Genomic DNA, 22754 nt, shown 5'->3' with positions numbered 1-22754 from the left:
CCTGGTTCAGCCCTTGATACCGGTCTGTGCGATCCCCTGCACCAGCCAGCGCTGGAGGAAGAGGAACACGAGCAGCAGCGGCAGGATGGAAATGGCCGTCGCCATGAAGATCTGGTGGAAGACGACGGTCTGGTTGGTGATGTACGAGGAGAGCGCGACCTGGACGGTCCACGAGTCCGGGTCCTGCCCGATGACCAGCGGCCACAGAAACGCGTTCCAGCCGTTGATGAACGTGATCGTCGCGATCGCCGCGAAGAAGTTCAGGGAGTTGGGGACGACGACCCGCCAGTACGCGCCCCAGTACCCGAGCCCGTCCACGCGCGCCGCCTCCTCCAGCTCCTTGGGGAACCCGAGGAAGTACTGCCGGAACAGAAAGCAGGTGAAACCGCTGAACAGGCCGGGAATGATCAGACCCCGGTAGGTGTCCACCCAGCCGAGGGACGACACCAGCACGAAGCTGGGCACGAAGGTCACCGAGGTCGGGACCATCAGGGTGCCCAGGACGACGTAGAAGATCTTGTTGGCGTGCCGGTACGGGATGCGGGCCAGGGCGTAGCCGGCGAGCGAGCACACCAGCAGGATGCCGGCGGTCATGCAGACGGCGACGACCATGGAGTTCACCAGCGACCGGGCGAACGGTACCGACGGGTCGTCGAACAGCTCGCCGATGTTGCCCCACCGCAGGTGGGTGGGGAACAACTCCCAGTGCTCCCCGGTGATGTGGGCGTCGGTGGAGAGGGCGTTGCGGAGCATCACGTAGAACGGGATCAGGAAGAGGAAGGCGGCGACACCGGTTGCCGCATGGAGACCGGCGTTGCCCGTCACCCCGCCCCTGCGCTTCGTGGTCACTTGGACTCCTCCCCGCGTCCGAAGCCCATGAGCTTGCCCTGGAACAGGGTGACGACGACGATCAGCGCGGTCAGGATGACGGCTCCCGCGCTGCCTGCGCCGTAGTCCTGTTCCGTGCCCAGGGCGGTGTAGTACAGCTCGACCAGCGGCGGCCGGCCCCATGTCGTCTTGTCGAGCAGGTTGTAGAACTCGTCGAAGGCCTGGTAGGCCGCGATGAGCAGCAGCAGGATCACCGCGGTCGAGGTGGCGCGCAACTGGGGCAGCGTGATGTGCCGGAAGGTCTGCCAGCCCGGCCTGGCGCCGTCGATGGCGGCCGCCTCGTACAGCTCGGTCGGGATGTTCTGCAGCGCGGCCAGGAAGAGGATCATGTAGAAACCGGACTGCAGCCAGAGTCGTGCCGTGACGATGACCAGCCAGTACCAGGGGGGACTCGGGCTCGCCAGCCAGGCGATGCCGTCGATCCCGAACCAGCCGAGGACGGTGTTCATCAGTCCGAAGCGCACGCCGCTGAACAGGGACATCTTCCAGATCAGCGAGGCGGCCACGTAACTGCACGCGGTCGGCAGGAAGAACACGGAGCGGAAGAACGCCCGCATGAACCTGAGCCGGTTCACCAGCAGGGCGAGACCCAGTGACACCGCCCAGGTGGTCGGCACGATGAACGCGGCGAACACCGTGAAGGTACCGAGCGAGTCGACGAACTTGGGGTCCGTCAGCATGTACGTGTAGTTGTCGAAACCGATGAACTTGCTCGGTGTGACGGTGAAGCGGGCGTCGAAGAAGCTGAGGTAGACACTCCAGCCGATCGGCACGTAGATGAAGATGATCAGCCCGGCGAGGAAGGGGCTGATGAAGAGCCAGAAGTTGAAGGTACGGCTGCCCAGCAGACCCCGCCGCGTCCGGGCCGGTGCGGCCTTCGCCGGGGCGGGGCCCGCGAGGTCGAGCTTGGTCGTCGTCGACATGTCGTGGTCCGTCCGCCGGCCTATCCGAAGAGCTTCTTCAGCTCGCGGTTGACGGTCCTGTCGCACTTGTCGAGCGCCGCCTCCGGGTCACCGTCCTTGCGTACGCAGTCGGCCATGACGTCCCAGGACGCGCTGATCATGGCCTGGGTCCAGGCGATGTTGTCGAAGTGCCCGTACTGGTTGAAGAGCTGGACTCCCTGGGCGGGCAGACCGGACTTGAGCTTGGTGGCCGACGCGGCGATCGAGGAGCGTGGCGGGATGTGGAAGCCGTACGAGGTCGCGAAGTCCTCCTGGTACTTCCTCTGCTCGATCCACAGCCACTTGACGTACTCCTTGGCCGCGTCGACGTCGCCGCCCTTGGCGTTGACGAACATCGACCAGCCGCCGTTGTAGACCGAGGGCTTGCCGGAGTCGGTGGTCTTCGGGAAGGGGAAGACGCCCAGGTCGTCGCCGAGCGCCTGCTGGAACTGCGGCATGGCCCACATGCCGCAGAACTGGACGGCACACAGCCCCTGGCTGAGCGAGGACGGATCCCAGTAGTCGGTCGGGGCGCCGAGGAGCAGATGGCCGCTGGCGAACAGCTTGCGCATCTTCTTCAGGCCCTCGATGACGCCGGGGGTGTGGTAAGCGATTTCGTTCTTGTCGTCGAGGGTGTCCGCGCCCGCGGACCAGATCAGCGGGTTGACGACGGCGTGCAGGTCGTTGCCGAGGTACAGGCCCTTGGTCTTGCCGGTGGTGAGCTTGGCCGCGGCCTCGATCAACTCGTCGAGCGTCTCGGGAACCTTGACGCCGGCCTTCTCGAAGAGCGAGGGCCGGTAGAAGAAGAACTGCGGATCGTCGATCATCCGCACGCCGTAGACCTTTCCGTCCACCGTGTGCGACTTGATGTCGGCGGGGTTGAAGTCGCTCTTGACCGGTTCGACGAGGTCGCTCAGGTCCGCCACCTGGCCGCTCTTGACCATCTGGATCTGCGGGTGGAACTCGAAGACGTCGGGCGCGCTCCTGGTGAGCAGGGTGGCGAACAGCTTGCTCTCGTAGTCGGCGCTGGTGATCCACTGTGTGGTCACGTGGGCACTCTTGTACGCGGCGGCGTAGCGCTTGATCGCCTGCTCCGTCCCGGCCTCGCCGTAGGCGTGGAACATCTGGGTGAGGTTCTTGCCCGAACCGCTCCCACCCCCACGTCCGTTGTTGCTGCCGCAGGCGGCGAGCGGGGCGGCGACGGCGAGACCGGCTGCGGCCCGGAGTATCGAACGGCGGTCCCAGGTGCTGTTGCTCGGTGCCGGCATGGTTGGCGTCCTTGTCTGTCGAAGTGCGGCTGCTGCGGCCCTGCGCGCCCGGCGGCCGAGTGGCCTGGGATCCCGGGTGCGGTGCGGGGACGCTAGCCTTCGGCTAATGCTTCGGCAAGGGGTTGGACGAAGTCTGTTCGAAGTGTTGTGTGTGGTTCGGAATCACGAACAGGGCTGCGGGACAAAGGAGTTGAGGGCCGCCGGGTCAGGGTTGTGGCCGGCGGCCCTCGGTCCACAGGGGAGCGGGCTCTACCGCCTGGTCCAGGCCTCGTTGGTGCCACCGTTGCAGCTGTAGAGGATCACCTTGCTGCCGTCGGCCGTCGCCTGCCCGCTGACGTCGAGGCACTTGCCCGACGCCTCGTTCACGATCTGCCCGTTCGCGTTCAACAGCCAGCGCCGGGTGGCGTCACCGGTGGCCGCGGCGGTGGCCGTCAGGCCCGAATCCCCCGCCGTCAGATAGCCGTTCGCGCTCTTCAGGGTGCCCCGCGCGTCGTACGACCACGACTGGTCCGCGGCGCCCGTGCACGAGGTGATCGCGGCTCCCGAGGCGTCCGCGGTGAGGCACTTGCCCGACTGCCGGCCCGCCAGAGCGCCGGTCACCGCCGAACTGCCGTGGCCCTTCTGGTCGAAGACGTACGTCGTGACCGAACGGGCGGCGAGGGTTGTGGAAGCGGTTCCGCCGCTGACGGACGGTTTCGCGATCCTCGCCCAGTTCTCGTCCGCCGAGGTCCGCACCGCCTGCGTCGCCCGCACCGGCACCTCGCTGTTGAAGTGCAGGTTCAGCGCGGTGTCGGTGGTGTTGTGGTTGTTCACCACGACCACCCACTGTCCGTCGCGGTCGTAGGACGACACCTCCACGCCGTCCGGGGCCCCGGTCACGTTGTGCGCGACCGCACCCGGCCGGACGAACCTGCTGTACTGGCCCAGCGCGTAATAGCGTTTGGTGAAGTACAGCTTCTGGTTGCCGTTGGCCGCGTAGTCGGGGTCGTAGTAGATCAGGCCGTCGTTCCAGCCCTGGTCGTTCCTGGTGGTCGGATCGGTGCCGTAACCGCTTGCGAGCGCCACCCACCACTGGAACGCCGAATCGTGCGAGGTCGCGAAGTCCTTGTAGATGATCCGCGACATCAGCAGCGCGTTGTCGATGGTCGGGTCGTACTCCTGGTTCCAGCCCGTGGTGCCCTTGCCGAAGCAGCAGATCTCGGTGGCCCAGGGCGTCTTCCCGACCGACTTCGACGTCTCGTAGACGCTTCCGAGCCGGCCGTCGTCGGGGTTGTCGTACGTGTGGTGGGCCAGCCTGGCGACGTAACCCGCGGTGCCCGGCTGGGAGATCCACTGCGGTACTTCGCTGGTGAACTGCGTGGTCCTGCTGGACTCGTCGGCGATGATGCCCGTTCTCTGGTGCCGGGCCCGCTGCTCGGCGCCGAGTGCGCGCACGATGTCGTCACGCTGGCCGACGGGCACCGGCATGCCCTCCTGGCCGCAGTCGGCGAAGCTGTTGTCCGGCTCGTTGAAGGGGCTGATGTAGTCGAACCGTGCGCCCTGCCGCGCGAAGTGATCGGTCACGTCGGCGACGTACTTCGCGAAATCGGCCTCGTTCGCCGCGTTCAGCTGACCGCCGCAGCTCTTGCCGTTGGTCGTCCACCGGGCCGGGGCGCTGTTGACGAAACCGATCAGGTCCTTCACGCCGTACTGCGCGGCGTACTTCAGGAAGGTGCGACCGCCGCCGTCCCTGCTCCAGTCGTAGGAACCGTCGGCTTTGAGGAAGTCCTCGGCCGCGCGGGCCGGGGTGGTGACCGCGACACCGCCGCCACCGATGTTGTACCGGTACGAACTCAGCGCCAACCCCTGCTGGGAGAACAGGAGCCCGGCGACCCGGGCCTGCACCGTCGGGTCGAAGTGCTGGAGGTCGTTGACCCACCAGGCACCGGACGCGCCGATGTCGTCGATGGTCTGCGCGGCGTGGGGGGAGACCTCGGCGGCGGCCGGGGCGGTGCCCGCGCTCGCGGGCGGGGAGGTGAGGAGGGCTCCGGTGACGGCCAGTGCGGCGGACGCCGTCAGCAGGGCCTGTCCACCGATGCGGAGTCGAGCGGTGCGGGGCTGTGACACGTGCATCCCTTCCGTCGTCATGAAGGCGGTGCGGTACGGCTCCTTGCGGGGATGGTGCGCTTGGTGCTGCCCTGCCTCTGCCCGACGGACTGCAGCGCCCCCTCCAGCGCGAACGTGGCCGCGCCGAGGGACACCGGGTCGGTGGGGATCGGGGAGAGGACGATCTCGGTGGCGGCCAGCGGCCGGCGCAGTGTGTGCCGGGCGACGGCCCGGCGGACCTCGCCCAGCAGCGGCTCGCCCAGCCGGGCGGCGACCCAGCTGCTGAGCACGACCACTTCGGGATTGAGGAGATTGATCAGGTCGGAGATGCCGGCGCCCAGGTAACGGGCGGTGTCCCGGACCACCTTGACGGCCACCGGGTCACCCGCGGCGACCGCGCGGGCCAGCGCGTCGACGGTGGCCGTCTGGTCCTCGGGATGCAACAGCGGGGACCGCGGGCTGAGTTCGCGCAGGTTCTGCATGATGCCGGGCGCTCCGACGTACGTCTCGACACAGCCGTGGTTGCCGCAGTGGCACAACCGCCCGTCCAGGACGAGCGTGGTGTGGCCCCACTCGCCGGCGCTGTTGCTCACGCCCCGGTGCAGCCCCCCGCCGAGGGCCAGACCGGCGCCGACCCCCGTGCCCAGGTTGACCACGACCGCGTCCCCGCGGCCCCGCGCGGCCCCGAACCACAGCTCGGCCACCGCGCAGGCGCGCAGCGGGTTGTCCAGGTACAGGGGGTAGGCGATGTGCTCGGCGAGCAGGTCGAGCAACGGTACGTCGTGCCAGTCCCAGTTGGGCGCGTACTCCGCGACACCGGTGTCGCGGTCCACCTGGCCCGGCACGCTCACCCCGACGCCGAGCACGCGGGCCGCCTCCACCCCGGCCTGCGCCACCACCGAGCCGACGGCCGCGGCGACATGGCCCACCACCTGCTCTGGGCGGCTCTCGCCGGGCCGCATGTCCTCGTCGGCGCGGGCGAGCACGTTCAGCGCGAGGTCGAACAGTTCGACATGGACGTAGGTCTCCGCGATGTCGACGCCGATCAAGGCGCCCCCCGGCGCGTGGACGGCCACCAGGCCCCGGGGCCGGCCGCCGGCCGAGTCCTCGAACCCCACCTCGGTGATCATGCGCAGGTCCAGCAGCTCGCCGACCAGCGTGGCCACCGTGGCGAGGCTCAGTCCGGTGGCCGCCGCGAGTTCCTGCCGGGAGGTGGGGGACTCGGCGATGATCTGGCGCAGCACCTCGTAGCGGTTCGCGGTGCGGATGTCACGCGATGTGCGCTTCACGCGGCTGCCCCTCCCATGCCGTCCGGACCGGGCCGGGGCGACGTCGGCACCGGCGCGGGCGTCAGGCTATGAGCTGGGAGGGACTTTCGACAAGGGCTTTGGAAAGGGGCTGGAGAAAGTGCCCGGCCACACCGCGAAGGAGAGGCGCTCCGGTCAGTCCTCCAGCAGGTCCCGGACGAAGGCGTTGGTGAACTTCCCCGCTGGATCAAGGGAGCGCGCCAGGGTGCGGAAGTCGGCGAGGCGGGCGTAGCGGCCGCGGACGACCGCCGGGGAGAACCCGTACACCTTCCCCCAGTGCGGCCGCGGATCGAAGGGAGCCAGCGCCTCCTCCAGCCGGCGCACCACTGGCACGACGGCCGCCTCGTCCCGGACCCAGGTGAAGTGCAGCGCCACCGAGTCCCGCCCGTGGGCCGGGCTGAGCCACTGCGCGTCGGCGGCGACCGTACGCACCTCGCAGACCTGCAGCGCGCCGGCGACCGTCGACCGGATGCCGTCGACCGCACGCAGCGCCTCCACCTCCGCCTCCCGCGGCAGCAGGTACTCCGACTGGATCTCCTCCCCGCTGCTCGGCGTGAACTCCGCCCGGAAGTGCGGCAGTCGCTCGTGCCACGGCCCCGGAGCGCCCAGCTGCTCGGTGCAGTTGCCCGCGGGCATACCCGGCACCGGGTGCATCGGCACCCGTGCGGGCGCCGCCCACGGGAAGTCCACCGCGGGCTGGTCGGTACGCCGCTTGACCCACACCTGCCTGAAGCCCGGCTCCCGCCAGTCGGTGAACAGGCTCACGCTGTACCCGCAGGCGGCCACCGCGGCGAAGTCCAGCCCGTCCAGCGGGAGTTCGGTGAACACGCGCTGCTCCACCCGGTACGCCGGCTCCAGGTCGAGGGTGAGCGCGGTGACGACCCCCAGTGCGCCGAGCGAGGTCACGGCACCGTCGAACCGGTCGTCACCCCGGCCGATCGTCACGGTCGAGCCGTCCCCGACGACGAGCTCCACCTCGCGGACGGACGAGGCCAGCGGGCCGTTGCCGACGCCCGAGCCATGGGTGCCGGTCGCCACCGAACCGGCCACCGAGATGTGCGGCAGCGACGCCATGTTGGGCAGGGCGAGACCGTGCGCGTGGACCGCGCGGGCCAGTTCGGCGTAGCGGACCCCGCCCGACACCCGGACCGTGCGCGCGGCCGTGTCGACCTCGATCACCGGCGGCAGCGCGGCCGTGGACAGCAGTACACCGTCCGGTCCGGGGTCGGCGATCCGGTTGAAGGAGTGCCCGCTGCCCAGGACCCGCACCCGTGCGTTTCCCGCCACGAGCGCCGCGAGCGCGTCGAGCGTGGGCGGCCGGTGGAACTCCCGCGCGGTGTACGTGATGGTGTGCGCCCAGTTGGTGACCGTCCCGGCGGTCTCGGCCGTCCCTGCCACTGTTGCGTCCCTCCAGGAGAGTGCCTGTGTGCCGAGCCTCTCATCCGCCGCGGCACAGGGTGGCGGCATTGTACGGATTCCGTTGCCGTAACCGCATTCTTCGACGCATTCGGAATTCCGCTCGCCTCGACAATGCGGTTTCGGTACCTTTCGCCGCATGGATCAGGAAACGCTTCCCGCCCGGCTGCCCGTCACCGACCGCACCCGCCATCGCCGCCTGCGCGAGCAGGGCAGCCTGGAGCGGGCCGAGCTGGAGGCGGTCCTCGACGCCGGTTTCGTCTGTCACCTCGGGGTGCTGGTCGACGGGCGGCCGGTCGTCGTGCCCACGGTGTACGGGCGGGACGAGCGGTGGCTGTACCTGCACGGGTCCGTCGCCAGCCGCAGCCTCGCCGGCGAGGTACCGGTGTGCGTGACCGTCACCCACGTGGACGGACTCGTGCTCGCCCGCTCCGTCTTCGAGCACGGTGTGAACTACCGCAGCGCCATGATCCACGGCACCGCCCGCAGGGTCACCGACCCCGAGGAGAAGCTGGAGGGCCTGCGCCTGCTCACCGAGCACTCCGCGCCGGGCCAGTGGTCGTACGCCCGCCGCCCCAGCCGCAAGGAACTGGCCGCCACCACCCTCCTCGCCCTCTCCCTCCAGGAGGCCTCCGTCAAGATCCGCACCGGCGCCCCGGACGACGGCGACGGACCCGACGCCGCCCTCGGTCTGTGGGCCGGTGTCCTGCCGCTCACCACGGTCTGGGGCACCCCGCAGCCAGACCCGGCGCTGCCGGCCCAGGCCGCCGTACCGGACCACATCGCGCGCCGTGCGGGGACCCGGCACGGCTGAGGCGCAGGCGGGGGCATACGGTGTAAGACGCACGCCTGAACCGGGAGGAGACAGACGGATGGGCAGTCGTACCGCGCTGGTCGAGGATCTGATGGAGCGGTTCCCGCACGTGCCACGGGAAGCCGTCTTCAAGGAGGACCTGCTCCGCGGCGGCGTCGCCTTCGACCCCTCCGCCCTCAGCGACAACGAGAGCGGCGAGGTCAAGCCGAAGTCGTACTTCATCTTCTCCTTCGACCACGGCACCCTGCCCGAGCTCGGCGAGGCGGCGCTCAGGCGCCCGCCGGAGGAGATCATCCTCACCGGCGGCCCGTACGACCTGCGCCGCACGGTCGTCTCCGTACGGGTGAATCCGGCCTCGCCGTACCGGGTGGCCGCCGACGAGGAGGGGCTGCTCGGGCTCTACCTCGACGGAAAGCGCATCGCCGACGTCGGCGTGCCGCCGATGCCGGAGTACTACCGGCACACCCTCTCCAACGGGAAGTCCGTGATGGAGGTGGCCCCCACCATCCAGTGGGGTTACCTGATCTATCTCACCGTTTTCCGGGTATGCCAGTACTTCGGCGCCAAGGAGGAGTGCCAGTACTGCGACATCAACCACAACTGGCGCCAGCACAAGGCGGCGGGGCGGCCGTACACCGGGGTCAAGGACGTCGAGGAGGTGCTGGAGGCCCTTGAGATCATCGACAGGTACGACACCCAGAAGGCCTCCACCGCGTACACGCTGACCGGCGGAGCCATTACGAAAACGGTTGCCGGACGTGACGAGGCCGACTTCTACGGCCACTACGCCAAGGCCATCGAGGAGCGCTTCCCTGGCCGCTGGATCGGCAAGGTCGTCGCCCAGGCGCTGCCCAAGGCCGACGTGCAGCGGTTCAAGGACTACGGCGTGCAGATCTACCACCCCAACTTCGAGGTGTGGGACCGCCGGCTGTTCGAGCTGTACTGCCCCGGCAAGGAGCGCTACGTCGGCCGCGACGAGTGGCACAGGCGGATCCTGGACTCCGCCGAGGTGTTCGGCGCGCGCAACGTGATCCCCAACTTCGTGGCGGGCGTGGAGATGGCGGAGCCGTTCGGCTTCACCACCGTCGACGAGGCCATCGCCTCCACCACCGAGGGCCTGCGCTTCTTCATGTCGCACGGCATCACGCCCCGCTTCACCACCTGGTGCCCCGAGCCCACCACCCCGCTCGGCAAGGCCAACCCGCAGGGCGCGCCGCTGGAGTACCACATCAGGCTGCTGCAGGCCTACCGTCAGACGATGGAGGACTTCGGACTCTCCTCCCCGCCCGGCTACGGCCCGCCCGGACCCGGCCGCGCGGTCTTCTCCGTCAGCTCCTTCATGGACAGCCTGCCCGCCGACGAACCCGCGCAGGCGGAGGCGCCGGCCGAGGCGTGATCCCGCGCACCGGGCCGGCCCGGCGGTGAGCAGGGCGGCGTCCGCATCCGTACAAGAGGCCGGAGTTGTGGGCTCGTCGCGGCGCGCATCCCCTCCGGCACGGTCGGTAACCGGATGTGAACAGGCCGCTTGTCAGTTATGGCGAGGGCGTGAAAGGCTCTGTGTTCTGCCGCGAGGTTCCTCGCAACTCCCTTCCCTCTATGGTGAGTTGACCTCGCTCGTGGATGCAGGAGTCCCATGCCCGACCTGCCGACGCCCAAGGACGCCACCGAGTCCGCGCTGTTCTCGGAGGGCTGGGACGCGGTGCTCAGTTACGCGGACCTGTGCACCTCCGGTTCCCTGACGGCCCATCAACTGGCGACCGAAGCCTTCACGCTCGGCATGCGCGCGGTCCGCGCCGCCGCGAGCACCCATGTGCGCGGGGCGGGCCGGCGCACGGCACGGCTGCCCGTGATCCCGGCGCTCCTCACCGCCGTACGCGACACCGCCGCCGCCTGGGAGGCCGAAGGGCAGGGGCACAAGCTCGACCCCGACCTCAGGCTGTGGCTGAACTCCGGCAAGGCCGCCCGCCATGCGGGACCGCCGCTGGAACGCCCGGTCGCCCTCCGCGGCCTCAGGGACATGCAGGAGGCGGACGCCGCCCTGCTGTGGCTGGCCGAGGTCGAGGCGCTGCCGCTGCCCACCGTGGCCCGCCGGCTCGGCCTGGATCCGGCCACCGTCGCCGGTGAACTCGACGAGGTCCGCACCCTGTTCCGGGACCGCTGTCACCGCGCCCATCTCGACACCCCGATGGACGCCCGGTGCCGTTCCTACGCCCGCCTGCTGGACGCGGTCACCCGCTCCGCGTCCGCCGACACCCCCGACGACCTCTCCCGGCACCTCGCGACCTGCGTGCGGTGCGCCGAGGCCGCGGCCTGTCTGCGCCTGCACGGCGGCGGGCTGCCCGCCGCACTGGCCGGCGGGGTCATCGGCTGGGGCGGCCTCGCCTATCTGGAGCGCCGCCGTCGCGCGGCCGAGGTCCGTCTCGGTGCCGGACGCCCCGGCGGCGCCGACCCGGCCGACGGTGATCCGGCGGAGGGTACGGGCCGCAGCCGTGTCCTGCGCGGCGGCCTGCTCGCCGCCGCCGTACTGCTCTCGGCGCTGGCCCTCGGCGTGTCGATGATGCCGTTCGGCGGCTCCGGCGACGACACCGCAGCCGCACGCGACGACCGGCAGCCGGTCGCCGACCCCAGCGTCTCCCGCACCACCGGGTCGACCGCACCACCGGCACCGCCCTCCACCCCCTCCGCGGCGCGGACGACGGCGGGATCCAGCGGCAGGAAGTCGGACCCCGAACCACAGGGCACTTCCTCCGCCGCGCACCGGCCCGACCCCGGCCGGGCCACCCACACCGCCACCCACGCCCCCACCGCCACCGCCGCAAGCTGCCGGGTCGCCTACGACCTCGTCGACCAGTGGACCGACGGCTTCCAGGCCCGCGTCACCGTCACCACCGACCGGCCCCTCACCGGCTGGAGCCTGTCCTGGGACTTCCGCGACGGCCAGCGGGTCGGCCAGATGTGGGACGCCACCGTGCACCAGAGCGGCTCCCGCGTCACCGCCACCGCCGCCGACTACGACAGGACCGTCGCCGCGCACGGCACGCTGTCCTTCGGGTTCATCGGCACCTGGCAGGGCAGAAACCGGTCACCGTACGGTTTCACACTCAACGGGGCGCCCTGCACGGCCGGCTGAGCGCGCCGTACGGGTCGAACTTCCTCCGGGTGCCCGGTCCTTCGTCACTGACCCCGGCCACTACGGCATCGCGGGCACCAGAGTCCGCGCTCATGTTCCGAACGACCCGACGGCCACACCGCTCCCCTGTGGCGGTGTGACCGTCGGAGCTTCAGGGGCCGACGCCGGGACTCGCCCCCGTGCGTGGCCGTCCAGTGGGGAGCGGTTCCGAGAGGTCGAGGGGTCGTTGCTCCGGCGCGGTGGGATCGTCCCGCAGGAGGCGCCGCCGCTGGTGCGGACGCCCGGGCAGGACTGCGCAGACGCGCTGCGGCGCCGCGGGCCTACCCGTGGCGGGCCGTGGACCGGTACGGCATGGTGCGGCGCGGAGGGCATCCGCCGACCGACGAGACGGTGCGGATGGGCGATGAAGGGCTTCCGCTCCACCGGCGGAGCACAGCGGTTCCTGTCCGCGTCCGGTGGCATCTCGCCCTGCTACCGGCCCCGACGCCATCTTGTGACCGCACATGACCACCGAGCCGGGACCACCGTCGGACTCGCCGCCCGGAGGCGGATCACCGGCACCTCCGGCCGGTCCACCGTGGCCGGACCCCGAGCCCGCCGCCCTGCCCTGGCGCACCGACGGAGATCGGAGCGGCTGATGGGGCGTCACTGCGCTTCCGATCGGTGAGCGGCGAAGACGGCGATGATGTAACGCTCATTCATGTCTCCTGCGGAGGCGGCAACTTCATCACGACCAGGGATCATGCTGCACCCGCTCACGGATGTCAATTGGCGCCTAGATCATCTGGCGAGACCCTGGATGGGTTACAAATGTGACCCCTTTGGTGCGGGGCGCGCCCTTCTGGCGCTACCCTTCAGTGCGCCGCCCACGCGGGTTTACCGACGATGAAGCAGGAGACCGCCTGTTTATGGAGAACACCACCGGGGTGGAGGACGTCGCGGCGGCCCTGGCATCGATCAAGGCGGAGCTCGAGGAACTGGGCCACACCATCGAGGTGATCAACTTCGACCGGCTCACCCACGAAACGGGCATCACCGAGGCGACGGTCCGCAAACTCTTCGCAGGGGAATCCGTTGCCCCCGGCGAGGTCGACCCGCCCTTCAAGGACCGCCTGCGGTTTCTCCTGGACACCAGGCTCAAGGAGAACGGGCGCAAGCACACGTTCCAGGAGGTCGCCGATGCCGTCGGTGTGGCCAAGTCGACGATCACCAACCTGCTGAACGGCTCGCGCAACCCGGGGTTCGACGTCAGCAAGGACCTGGCGGAGTTCTTCAACGCCCCGGGCTTCTTCACACTCGGACCCAAGACGGCACTCCTGACGGCCCTTGGGCCCGTCCTGGAACAGGCACGGCTGATCGCCGAACTCAAGGGCCGGCGGGTGGAGCGCGTGGCTCTGCGGGGAAGCGTGTCGGCCGGCAGCGACCAGTTGTCACGCCAGTTGCAGGCAGCGATCCACCAGGTGGTCGAAACGGCCCAGCGCGCGTCCCAGGCGCCGACGACTGCGGCCGGTGGCGACGAGGACCCTGAACTCCGCGAACTCGCTGCCACGATGCGCTCGCTGCCCGCCAATCACCGCAGGAGCGTGATGGGCATCCTCAGAAGCGCGGTAGGACTGGCCAAGCACGACGATTGAAGACTGCTTCTCGACGGGGTCCGCGCTCCGCGGTCCGCGTCCGGCGGTCCCGTGGCGCCCCGCCTGCCCGGGAAGACCGGCCGTCACCTCGATGGGCGGCGCACGCTTCTCGCGGCGCGATACTGCTGCGCAAGGATGCGGAGGGCGGCTGGGACCGACGGTCGCGCCCCGCCGCGCAAGAGGGAACCACCCTTGCGTCGTACGGCCTGGAGGTGGAGAACCTGAAGGGAGATCAGCGCTTTCAGAAACGGTCGGTAGGGCGCGTCGACCAGATCAGGCAGTCCCCGGCACGCGGTGAGCGCGGTCTCGGCGAGATCGGCCTGCGCGTCGACCAGCCGCCCCAGAGCGGGAACACATGCCTGCGACTTGTTTCGCAGGTCCTCGACGGTCAGCCCGTACCGGTCCAGTTCCTCGCGTGCGATGCCGATGCGGCCCTGCTCGGCGTCCTCGGCGAGATCGGCCAGGAAGTCGATGCGCTGCCACCCCTCGATCAGCGCCCGGCATCCGTGGAGGAACGACTCGTCCACACCTGCCTTCGGCGCCGGCGCGATCAGCGACATGGTCAGCATCAGGGCGGGTAGCGAGTAACTGTCGATGTACGCCTGGTAGTCGGCCTCGCCGTCAAAGCCGGTCCATTCGGCCTCGACGAGCGCCCCGTCCAGGAAGGCGTGCACGCGCCCAGCCGTGTGCGGGCATCGGCGTGAGGTGTCGGCGAGCGCCCGGAGCAGAGCGGACGCCGGAGCCCCCGGGCCGGGGACGGCATCGAGTGCCCCCCTGACCTCACGGTGCCATGAACTCAGTGCTTCCTTGCGGGCGCCGACCTCTCCGGCGTCGATTCGCTCGTCGGTTTCGTGCATGAAGGCCACCATGGCGACGACGGACGCGTGGAGCTGCGGGGGGAGCAGCAGCCGGGCGGCGAGGTACTGGTGGAGAGCGTACTTCCGTACCTGGTCGCGCAGCGCGTCGTAGGCTCGCCGCAGTGTCGGGTCAGTGATGCCGGCCTCGGTCAGGGCCGCGGGCCATCGGGGCACTGCACTCCTTAGGTTGGTGATTCCGGTACGGGCACGGACGGTCAGCGGTCCAGGAGGACGCGGGCCGTGCGCAGCAGGACACGGGCGCGAGTGAGGGTTCGCGGATGCTGTCGCATGTGGACGACGTCCATATAGGCGCGGTTGACCTCGGGATCCCGGACCGACGCTTGTGTGATCTTGTCGCCGACCCAGCGGATCAGGGGATAGCCGCGGGGGTAAGGACCGGCGACGTGAGGCTGGGCCAGGTCGGCGGTCGTCGACAGTTTCCACGCGGCGTCGATGAAGACGTCCGCGCGACGGAAGTAGTCCCAGGCGGGAGCATGCGGCGCGGCTCCGGAGCGCAGGTACGTGGCGAGCGCGCCGGCCTGCAGAGCCGCGAGGGTGAGCCCCTGCCCGTACACCGGGTTGACGGAGGCCATGGAATCGCCCGCCGCGACCAGCCCGCCCGGGAAGCGGCTTGTCGCGCGGAACAGGCGGCGTCGGCTCTCGCGGAACTGGAATGTGCCGACATCGCCCTGTAGCGCGCAGTGCTCGGCGACCTCCCGCAGCGGGGCGACGCAACGTCGCATTCTCGCGACGAACTCCCGCGGGTTCCTGGAAGGGCGGTGACCGGCGTAACCGGCCAGGACGACCGTCCACAGGCTGTTCTCGACAGCCGCGAGTGCTCCGGGTTCGCAGCGTGCGGGCTGGTAGCCGCTGTCGGGGCCAGGAGTGGAGTGCGCGATCACTGTCCCCGGGAGTTCGTTGCCCCGGTGGAACGTGGCCGTGGCGTAGCCGAGGTCGATCCGCATCCGCTCCACGGGTGGCACGGGCCACCCCTCCTGGTCGAGCCAGCCGCTCAGGCGACTCGACCGGCCCATGGCATCGACGACGAGGTCGGCGGCGAGTGTCGTCTGGTGCTCGTGCTCGTGCCCGGCCGGTGCATAGCGGACGCCGCACACGCGGTCGCCTCGTACCAGGAGTCCTTGGCCGCGGCCGACGAGGAAGCGCACATTGGGCAGCTCGTGCGTGCGCCGTCGTACGGCGTGCTCGATGAACGGGCGCGTGGCGCTGAGCATTTCGACGTCGTCCAGGGGCGGGCGTGGCCTGCCGTCGACGTAGAACTGGACCGCTCGGCCGCTGCCGACCACGGCACCTGCCGCGGTCATCTCCCTGGTGATGCCGGGAAACCAGCGCTCCAACTGCGCATGCCCCATCGCGAGCAGGGCGTGCAACTGGTGCCGGTGCGGTGCGCCCGAGCCGGTTGACCCACCGTCGAGGTGGTCCGGTTCCACGATGACGACCTCTTCGGCGAAGTCGCTCAGCACGCGGGCGGCCAACAGGCCTGCGTAGCTTCCACCAAGGACGACTGCCCGTTGCACGCGGCTCCCCTCCGAGCCGTGACGGCTCAGCTCCGTTCGAATGGGTGCGTCGCTGAGAAGAGCGACCGGACGGGACACTATCGTGCCGCTGCGCGAGTCCAGGACACTCCTTCGCCCTCCTGGGCGGAGCGGACCACCTGTAGTGAAGAATCCACCAGAGGGGAGCGGAGCGCCCGGGCCAGGCGCACCAGGCGGGTCCTCTCCTGGGCGGCGGGCGTGTTCTTTCCCGGGGCGAAGAGCGCGGGCCGGGCAGAAGCGACGGGTGACGTACCGTCAGGTCCTGCCGCCTGGAGGCGCTCGACCGCGTCACGCAGGACTGCGGCCGTGACAGCGGCTTCGAGTTCGTGGGAGGACAGGCCCTTCTTCCCCAGACCCAGCTCGCTTCGCAGGGCGTCGGTCTTCATGGCCTCGCTGTACAGGCCCGCGACCGCCTGCGCAGGCAAGTCGCTGATCCAGGCGCGCCGTTCCAGCTGCCGGATTCCGTCCAGGATCTCGATCACTCGTCGATGAAGTGTCCACCGGACATTGAAGATGCGATTCGGCTTGGATCGCCCCGGACCTGCGGAGGCCTGCGGGTCGCGGTGATCCGGCCGGCGGTGCCCCGAGCCCAGGGACAGCTCCTGGTCGACCCCCGCGACGACGAGGTCCCACAACGGCTGCAGAACCGCGATGTCCCGACGTTCGCCGAGCCACTTGCTCAACGCCGCTCCCGAGATTCCGTAGCACGTCATGATGGATCCCACGACCCCGAAGGCGGAGCCCAGCACCCCCACGTCGTCGAGTTGGTGGTGACCGAGGGCGGCGGCTGCGGCTGCCGGTGCCGAACACACCACGTACCCGGATGTCACGAGCATGCTGCGTCCGTACCAGCGGACGGAGTGCATGATTGCCTTGTCGTCGGCCCGTGCATGTCGCGTGCGACGCCATGTGTGCACCGTTCCGCAGGTGAGCATGGTCAGAAACACACTGAGGAAGACCTGCACCTGCGGATGGTTCACCTGGTCGGTGTTGAACTTGAGCGGATCGGCCGATCCGCCGAGATCCGTGGTCAGAAACGCGACGACCATGACCGCGAAGGAGATGCCGTAGGCGACCGCCCAGGCCGCGATCTGCCGCCGGACCCGCCACGGCTGATCCGACCGGGACGGGGTCCACAGGATCGTCAACAGGTGCTGGGTCCCGAAACACAGCAGGATGCCCAGGTAGATCGGCAGCGTGGGGAGCCACGGCTGTCCGGACACCGTACCGAGACTCCGGTATCCGAAAGGAGAGGCGACCACGTAGACGATGCCGCCCAGTCCATGGGTGGCAACCTGCAGGGCCAGCGAGAAAGAAGGGGAACGTACGAGGGCCGAGGCCTTCCAGATGGCGATCGTCAGATGGAGGCCGGCGATGACCAGGTAGACAGTGGTCGCGCTGCTCTCAGACACCGGTCCTCCGGTGGGTGAAGCTGAAGGCCAAGCCATGTGCGTCGGACTCTTGGAGCGCGATCTTGCGGTCCAGCGCCACAGTCGCGAAGGCCTCGACCTTTCGCTCGACCGGTGAGTCGTAGTGAGACCGTTGGAAGAAGGCGGTGACCGTGTCGGGGTTGAGCGCCGGAGTGAGCCGAACCGCCAGTTCCCTCGACAGCGGGCTGCCGTCACGCGCCCCGACGGGCACCCTGACGTCCTCCGCCTCGTCGAAGAGGAAATGACCCAATTCGTGGGCGATGGAGTTCACTTGAGTGAGTTCGCTGGCGTACTCGTCGACCGCGATGTAGTCCTGGTCCGGGGTGGCAAGAGAGAACGCGCTGACGGTGGGCGGCATGTCGATGTACAGTACAGTGATGGGGTTGCCGCGCCGTTCGGCGACGAGCTCCACCAGACCGTCGATGCTCTGGACGCTTGAGAGGCCCAAGTCTCTGCGGATCTGCCGGGCAGCCGCATGGGTTTCGCGGCGAATGGCGAGCTCTTCCCTGACGGTGCCGATCCAGCGTGGCCACTCCGGTCGCCGACGGCCCGTCCTCACGATCGGCTGCATACTCGTTCCCCTCCGCCTGGGACCGTGGCCACCGCGCGTCGCCTGAACCCATGTGGCCGGACCTGCGGACCGGCACGGAACCCCTCGTCGACGAGGGTGGCGGTCTGCGCAGCACGATGATCATGCTCGGTTGACGCGGTGTCGCAGGAGTGACGCGACTCCTTGCAAGCCGACCGATGCGCGGCGCCCGGTGTCAGGAGCCGTGCCAGGCGAGTGGTTCGAGGGCCCGCTTGTACGGCCCTGGTGTCCGCTCCTGTGGCAGATCGCGCGATCCACCCCGTCATCCGTTCTCCTCATCCTGCCCCGACAACACCCCGGAAACCGTGTTCAAGTCACCAGACCGAGACAGTGTTTCAAGGCGTGCTGACCAACGCGTCGTCAACTATAGGTCGGGAACGTCGAGGGTTGGGCAACGCGCCGTGACCCGCCGTCGTGGACGATGCGGCTCCTCGGCCGCAGCTTCTGGTCGAGTGGGCCATGGCGGCCCGGCGGCACGACCGCCTCCGGCGCGGGCCACCGGTCTGGCCATCCCCGGTCACAGTCTCCCGGCCCGTGGTGTGAGGGCGGCGCAACTGAAACTCCCACGCGGCCTAACAGGTCGGAAACCGCCCGGCACTGCGGCCGGGCTAGCTTCGTGACGTATGAAGGTGTGGGAGTCGGCACGGCCGCTGCTCGGCAGGCTGGGCGCGATCAGCAAGGCCTGTGTGGGCGGGGGAGGTTCGGTACGCCGCCACAGGGGCCGAACGGCTCCCGGCCGTCGGCCGATACCTGGCTGGCGCAGTGTCCGAGGCCGCGTGGCGGTGGTCATCGCGGTACCGATCTGCCTGTTGCTGTCCGTGGCCGGTCTCGCCGTACACAGCCGCGCAGAGGCCCTCGGCGATGCCCGGACGACCCGCGCCGAGGTCGGCCTCAGCCTGCGGGTTCAGGCCATGGTGCACCAGCTGCAACGCGAACGCGGCCTGACCAGCGGCCTGTTGGGCGGTGAGAAGGAGTTCCGTCCGCAGCTGGCCGCCACACGCAAGCGCGTGGACACGGCGCTGGCCGGCATGCGCGATGACGACGCCGTCGAGAAGGTCATCCGCCGGCGTCTGGGGCGTCTCGCCGGCATCCGTGCGGCCGTCGACAGGGACACCGCCGACAGGGCCGCGACCTTCACCTTCTACACCAGCGCCGTCGACGCCCTCAACGCCGTCGACCCGGTGACCGACACCGCAACGCGCGATGACCGCCAACTGGCCGACGGGCTCGCAGCGTTGGAGGAGCTGGCCGCCGCCAAGGAATCCGTCGCTCTCGAACGCGGGCTTCTCAACGGCGCGTTCGCCGAAGGCGCCTTCCACGGCCGCGAGTACCTCACCTTCACCGAGGTGCGCGCCACCCGGGTCGCCGCCCTGGCCCGCTTCCGGCAGGTCACCACGGCACCCCAGCGCGCGGCGCTGAATCACGCCTTCGCGACCGAGGACGCCAAACGCGCCACCGCCTACGAGAATCAGGCGGACGACGCCGCCGACGGCTCCGCACTGCGTGTCAGTGCCCGCACGTGGTGGGACGCGATGACCGTACTCGTCGATGATCTGTACGCCGTCCAGCAGTCGGTCGGTGACGATGTACGGGACCGGGCCGACCGGCTCAGCCACGACGCCGAGACGAGCCTCGCCGCCTACCTCGTCGCGGGAACGCTCGTGGCCGCCCTCCTCGCGGGTCTCGCCGCTTTCGCCTCCCGTTCCCTCACGCGCCCGCTCGCCGCGCTCGCCGAGGCCGCCCACGACGTGGCACGACACCGGCTGCCCCAGGCCGTCACCCGGATCCAGCAGTCCCCACCAGACGATGTGCAGCTCCTCCTGGCGGCAGCCGCCCCGGACGACCCCGACGCGCACCTGCGGGGCGGCGTGGCCGAGATCACCGAGGTCGCAGCGTCCCTGCACCAGGTGGAACACACCGCCCTCCACCTCGCCGCCCAGCAGGCCGGACTGCGCCGCAACACCACCGAATCGCTCGCCAATCTCGGCCGCCGCAACCAGAACCTCGTACGTCGTCAGCTCAGGCTCATCACCCGCCTGGAACGGCAGGAACTCGACCCGGACGCCCTCGCCGAGCTCTTCGAGCTCGACCACCTCGCCACCCGTATGCGGCGCAACGCCGAAAACCTGCTGGTGCTGGCCGGGCAGAATCCGCCGCGGCCCACGGCGGCACCGGCCGACGGTCTGGAAGTCGTCCAGGCGGCCGTGGCCGAGGTGGAGCAGTACCGGCGGGTGCTGATCGCGGCCGTGGAGCCGGTGCGGGTGCGCGGGCACGCCGTCGCCGATGTCGCTCACCTCCTCGCCGAACTCATCGAGAACGGGCTGGTCTTCTCGCCACCGACCGAACCGGTCGAGGTGCACGGCTGGTACGACACCGAGGACGACACGTACTGCTTCGCTGTCGTCGACCACGGTGTCGGCATGTCCGAACCCGACAAGGAACGTGCTCACGCCCGCTTCTCCGGCTCCGGCGAGGAGGCTCTCCTCGCCGCGCCCACGCGCTTCCTCGGCCACCTCGTCATCGGCCGACTCGCCCAGCGCCTTGGTGACGGCACCCACGTCCACCTCTTCGACACCCCCGGTGGCGGCCTGTCCGCGCTCCTCGCCCTGTCCGGGCGCCTGCTCGCCCGTGCGCAGGACCCCTCCGCTGCACTCCCGCCCGCCCGGCCCGCTGTCTCCTCCCTGCTCAACGGCTTCCGAGCGGGTGTCGCCCGGGCCGAAGCCCGACCCACTCAAGGAGCGTCATCGTGACCACCGCCGTCCAGAGCTTCGGCTGGCTCGTCTCGGAGTTCGTACGTACCGCCGACGGCGTCACCGGCGCCGTCGCCGTCTCCTCCGACGGCCTGCTCATGGCCGCGTCGGACAGCCTTGGCCGAGACCGCGCCGACCATCTCGCCGCCGTCGTCTCCGGCATCACCAGCCTCGCCCAGAACGCGGCAGTGTCACACGGCTTCCACGGCATGAAACTCGTCATGATCGAAATGCTCGGAGGCTTCCTCATGGTCGGTCGCATCCGCGACGGAAGCTGCCTCGGCGTCCTGGCCGCCGAGGGGTGCGACGTCGGTCTGATCGGCTATGAAATGGCCGTCCTCGCCGACCGCGCCGGCGAACTGCTCACCCCGCAGTTGGTCCACGAACTCCACTCCGCGCGCGTGGCCGCGCGATAGTCGCAGCGGGCGCGTCGGCCGCGGGGTCCTCGTCCTGACGCACTCCGAGAAGCAGGACACCGCCGCGACCTGGAAGAGGCCCTTCGGGCGAGTTCGTCGCCCGGCTCGCCCGGCGCGGGAGGTGACTGTCGTCCTCGGACGACGGTTGCGACACGAGATCGCGCTCACCGACGCGTCGATCATCGTCCGGTGTGAGGATCTGCAAGCCGTGTGGGGGATGCGAGCTGAGGAGTGGTCAAGCTGCCCGCCCCCCCCGAGCGACCACCGGCATCTTCCGGTTCAGGGCATGGACTGCTGCCGGAGCAATAAATCGGTGGCGCTCGGGTGCGTGCCGCCCTATGGTGAGGTCGACTTCGCACGGCGGCCGTTGACCGCCGTTGTCGACCAAGTGAGGAACGGGAGGTGTGACCGATGACTGTCTCTGTGATGGGCGCTGCCCGCGACCAGAAGTTCATCCACTCCACCTCCGTGGCTTCCGGCTGACCTTTCTCACAGCGCACACGTGCGCAGAGCCGGGGCCGCCCTGTGAAGGGTTCCCCTTGAATCTCTCTTCTCTTTCGGTTTCTTCCGCTTCGTCGCACCCTCTGGCCCCGTACGGCTGGGACGAGGGCTGGGAAGCCGAGTTCGCTCCGTACGCCGAGCAGGGCCTCCTGCCCGGCCGTGTCGTCCGGGTCGACCGCGGTCAGTGCGACGTCGTCACCGCGGGCGGCACCGTCCGTGCCGACACCGAGTTCGTCGTGCCCCGTGACCCGATGAAGGTCGTGTGCACGGGGGACTGGGTCGCCGTCGACCCCGACGGAGATCCGCGCTACGTCCGCGCGTATCTGCCACGCCGTACCGCCTTCGTGCGCTCCACCTCCTCCAAGCGGTCCGACGGGCAGATCCTCGCCGCGAACGTCGACCACGCCGTCGTCGCCGTGTCGCTCGCCGTCGAGCTCGACCTCGGCCGCGTCGAACGCTTCCTCGCCCTCGCCTGGGAGTCCGGCGCCCAGCCGGTCGTCGTCCTCACCAAGGCCGACCTGGTACCCGACCCCGTCACCCTCGCCCACCTGGTGCAGGACGTGGAGACGAGCGCGCCCGGCGTGCCCGTGCTCACCGTCAGCGCCCTGCACGGCGAGGGCCTCGACGTCCTCGTCGCGCTCGTCGGCTCCGGCACGTCCGTGCTGCTCGGCCAGTCCGGTGCGGGCAAGTCCACGCTGGCCAACGCCCTCGTCGGCGCGGACGTCATGGACGTACGTGCGGCGCGGGACATCGACGGCAAGGGCCGGCACACCACGACCACCCGCAACCTGCTCGCCCTGCCCTCCGGCGGCGTCCTCATCGACACGCCCGGGCTGCGGGGTGTCGGCCTGTACGACGCCGAAAGCGGTGTCGGCCAGGTGTTCGCCGAGATCGGGGAACTGGCCGAGCGGTGCCGTTTCCACGACTGTGCCCATGAGACCGAGCCGGACTGCGCGGTGCGCTCCGCCGTGGAGAACGGGCAGCTCCCGGCGCGGCGGCTGGAGAGCTACCGGAAGCTGGTGCGGGAGAACCAGTGGATCGTGGCCAAGACCGATGCGCGGGTCCGGGCGGAGCTGCGGCGGGACTGGAAGCGGAAGGGCGCCGAGGGCAGGGCGGCGATGGAGATCAAGCGGGGGCGCCGGGGGTAGGCACCGCCCATCGCGATGTCCGATTCC

At 69.9% G+C, this 22754-nt stretch carries 17 protein-coding genes; 7 read left to right on the top strand and 10 right to left on the bottom strand.

The window, feature by feature from the left end; genetic code table 11:
• Positions 1–6: 6 nt before the first annotated feature.
• The 6 genes from AB0D93_RS17595 to AB0D93_RS17570 all read right to left on the bottom strand — a co-directional run bounded on the left by AB0D93_RS17595 (position 7) and on the right by AB0D93_RS17570 (position 7887).
• Positions 7–849: a carbohydrate ABC transporter permease gene (locus AB0D93_RS17595; protein ID WP_362120128.1), complete on the bottom strand. Its 843-nt coding sequence runs from the start codon at positions 847–849 to the stop codon at positions 7–9.
• Positions 846–1811, bottom strand: a complete 966-nt coding sequence (locus tag AB0D93_RS17590) for a sugar ABC transporter permease (protein ID WP_362120126.1) — start codon at positions 1809–1811, stop codon at positions 846–848. Before AB0D93_RS17590 ends, AB0D93_RS17595 begins: the two co-directional genes overlap by 4 nt.
• A 20-nt stretch (positions 1812–1831) precedes the next feature.
• Positions 1832–3097, bottom strand: a complete 1266-nt coding sequence (locus tag AB0D93_RS17585; RefSeq protein WP_362120124.1) for a sugar ABC transporter substrate-binding protein — start codon at positions 3095–3097, stop codon at positions 1832–1834.
• Positions 3098–3346: 249 nt separating this feature from the next.
• The gene (locus AB0D93_RS17580; protein ID WP_362120384.1) at positions 3347–5209 is read right to left on the bottom strand and encodes a glycoside hydrolase; all 1863 of its coding nucleotides are present in this window, start codon (positions 5207–5209) and stop codon (positions 3347–3349) included.
• 11 nt (positions 5210–5220) lie between these two features.
• Positions 5221–6471 carry an ROK family transcriptional regulator gene (locus AB0D93_RS17575; protein ID WP_362120122.1) on the bottom strand — a complete coding sequence of 417 codons (1251 nt, stop codon included), beginning with the start codon at positions 6469–6471 and terminating at the stop codon, positions 5221–5223.
• A gap of 153 nt (positions 6472–6624) precedes the next feature.
• Positions 6625–7887 (bottom strand): FAD-binding protein, encoded by a 1263-nt coding sequence (locus AB0D93_RS17570; protein ID WP_362120120.1) that lies wholly within the window; start codon positions 7885–7887, stop codon positions 6625–6627.
• Positions 7888–8044: 157 nt separating this feature from the next.
• Here AB0D93_RS17570 and AB0D93_RS17565 point away from each other — a divergent pair, with 157 nt between their 5' ends.
• The 4 genes from AB0D93_RS17565 to AB0D93_RS17550 all read left to right on the top strand — a co-directional run bounded on the left by AB0D93_RS17565 (position 8045) and on the right by AB0D93_RS17550 (position 13483).
• Entirely contained in the window at positions 8045–8719 is a 675-nt protein-coding gene (locus AB0D93_RS17565) for a pyridoxamine 5'-phosphate oxidase family protein (protein WP_362120118.1), read from the top strand.
• A gap of 58 nt (positions 8720–8777) precedes the next feature.
• Positions 8778–10115, top strand: coding sequence for a radical SAM protein (locus AB0D93_RS17560; protein WP_362120116.1), 1338 nt, complete (start codon positions 8778–8780; stop codon positions 10113–10115).
• A 237-nt stretch (positions 10116–10352) separates the two neighbouring features.
• Positions 10353–11849, top strand: a complete 1497-nt coding sequence (locus AB0D93_RS17555) for a cellulose-binding domain-containing protein (protein WP_362120114.1) — start codon at positions 10353–10355, stop codon at positions 11847–11849.
• 857 nt (positions 11850–12706) lie between these two features.
• Positions 12707–13483: a helix-turn-helix transcriptional regulator gene (locus AB0D93_RS17550; RefSeq protein ID WP_362120112.1), complete on the top strand. Its 777-nt coding sequence runs from the start codon at positions 12707–12709 to the stop codon at positions 13481–13483.
• A gap of 83 nt (positions 13484–13566) precedes the next feature.
• Here the strand turns inward: AB0D93_RS17550 and AB0D93_RS17545 are convergent, their stop codons facing one another.
• The 4 genes from AB0D93_RS17545 to AB0D93_RS17530 form a co-directional block, all read right to left on the bottom strand.
• Positions 13567–14514, bottom strand: coding sequence for a squalene/phytoene synthase family protein (locus AB0D93_RS17545; protein WP_362120110.1), 948 nt, complete (start codon positions 14512–14514; stop codon positions 13567–13569).
• A 41-nt stretch (positions 14515–14555) separates the two neighbouring features.
• Positions 14556–15833 carry a hypothetical protein gene (locus AB0D93_RS17540; protein ID WP_362120108.1) on the bottom strand — a complete coding sequence of 426 codons (1278 nt, stop codon included), beginning with the start codon at positions 15831–15833 and terminating at the stop codon, positions 14556–14558.
• A 119-nt stretch (positions 15834–15952) separates the two neighbouring features.
• Positions 15953–17305, bottom strand: a complete 1353-nt coding sequence (locus tag AB0D93_RS17535) for a DUF6545 domain-containing protein (protein ID WP_362120105.1) — start codon at positions 17303–17305, stop codon at positions 15953–15955.
• Positions 17298–17894 carry an ImmA/IrrE family metallo-endopeptidase gene (locus tag AB0D93_RS17530; protein WP_362120103.1) on the bottom strand — a complete coding sequence of 199 codons (597 nt, stop codon included), beginning with the start codon at positions 17892–17894 and terminating at the stop codon, positions 17298–17300. The genes AB0D93_RS17535 and AB0D93_RS17530 overlap by 8 nt, the downstream gene beginning before the upstream one ends.
• Positions 17895–18688: 794 nt before the next feature.
• On the opposite strand from AB0D93_RS17530, the gene AB0D93_RS17525 reads away from it, so the two are divergent.
• From AB0D93_RS17525 to rsgA, 3 genes are all read left to right on the top strand, one after another.
• Complete coding sequence (locus tag AB0D93_RS17525; RefSeq protein ID WP_362120101.1) at positions 18689–20662, top strand: nitrate- and nitrite sensing domain-containing protein; 1974 nt, start codon at positions 18689–18691, stop codon at positions 20660–20662.
• Entirely contained in the window at positions 20659–21078 is a 420-nt protein-coding gene (locus tag AB0D93_RS17520; RefSeq protein ID WP_362120099.1) for a roadblock/LC7 domain-containing protein, read from the top strand. The genes AB0D93_RS17525 and AB0D93_RS17520 overlap by 4 nt, the downstream gene beginning before the upstream one ends.
• A 539-nt stretch (positions 21079–21617) precedes the next feature.
• Positions 21618–22727, top strand: a complete 1110-nt coding sequence (rsgA, locus tag AB0D93_RS17515) for a ribosome small subunit-dependent GTPase A (RefSeq protein WP_362120097.1) — start codon at positions 21618–21620, stop codon at positions 22725–22727.
• The last annotated feature ends 27 nt before the right edge of the window (positions 22728–22754 follow it).

The sequence above is a fragment of the Streptomyces sp. NPDC048191 genome, assembly GCF_040652655.1.
Classification (GTDB): domain Bacteria; phylum Actinomycetota; class Actinomycetes; order Streptomycetales; family Streptomycetaceae; genus Streptomyces.
This window is presented reverse-complemented; position numbering and strand designations above follow the sequence as displayed.

Coding starts and splice junctions, on each gene's coding strand:
- AB0D93_RS17555 (WP_362120114.1), top strand. CDS start 10,353: ATGCCCGACCTGCCGACGCCCAAGGACGCCACCGAGTCCGCGCTGTTC.
- AB0D93_RS17530 (WP_362120103.1), bottom strand. CDS start 17,894: ATGCAGCCGATCGTGAGGACGGGCCGTCGGCGACCGGAGTGGCCACGC.
- AB0D93_RS17590 (WP_362120126.1), bottom strand. CDS start 1,811: ATGTCGACGACGACCAAGCTCGACCTCGCGGGCCCCGCCCCGGCGAAG.
- AB0D93_RS17565 (WP_362120118.1), top strand. CDS start 8,045: ATGGATCAGGAAACGCTTCCCGCCCGGCTGCCCGTCACCGACCGCACC.
- AB0D93_RS17585 (WP_362120124.1), bottom strand. CDS start 3,097: ATGCCGGCACCGAGCAACAGCACCTGGGACCGCCGTTCGATACTCCGG.
- AB0D93_RS17580 (WP_362120384.1), bottom strand. CDS start 5,209: ATGCACGTGTCACAGCCCCGCACCGCTCGACTCCGCATCGGTGGACAG.
- AB0D93_RS17560 (WP_362120116.1), top strand. CDS start 8,778: ATGGGCAGTCGTACCGCGCTGGTCGAGGATCTGATGGAGCGGTTCCCG.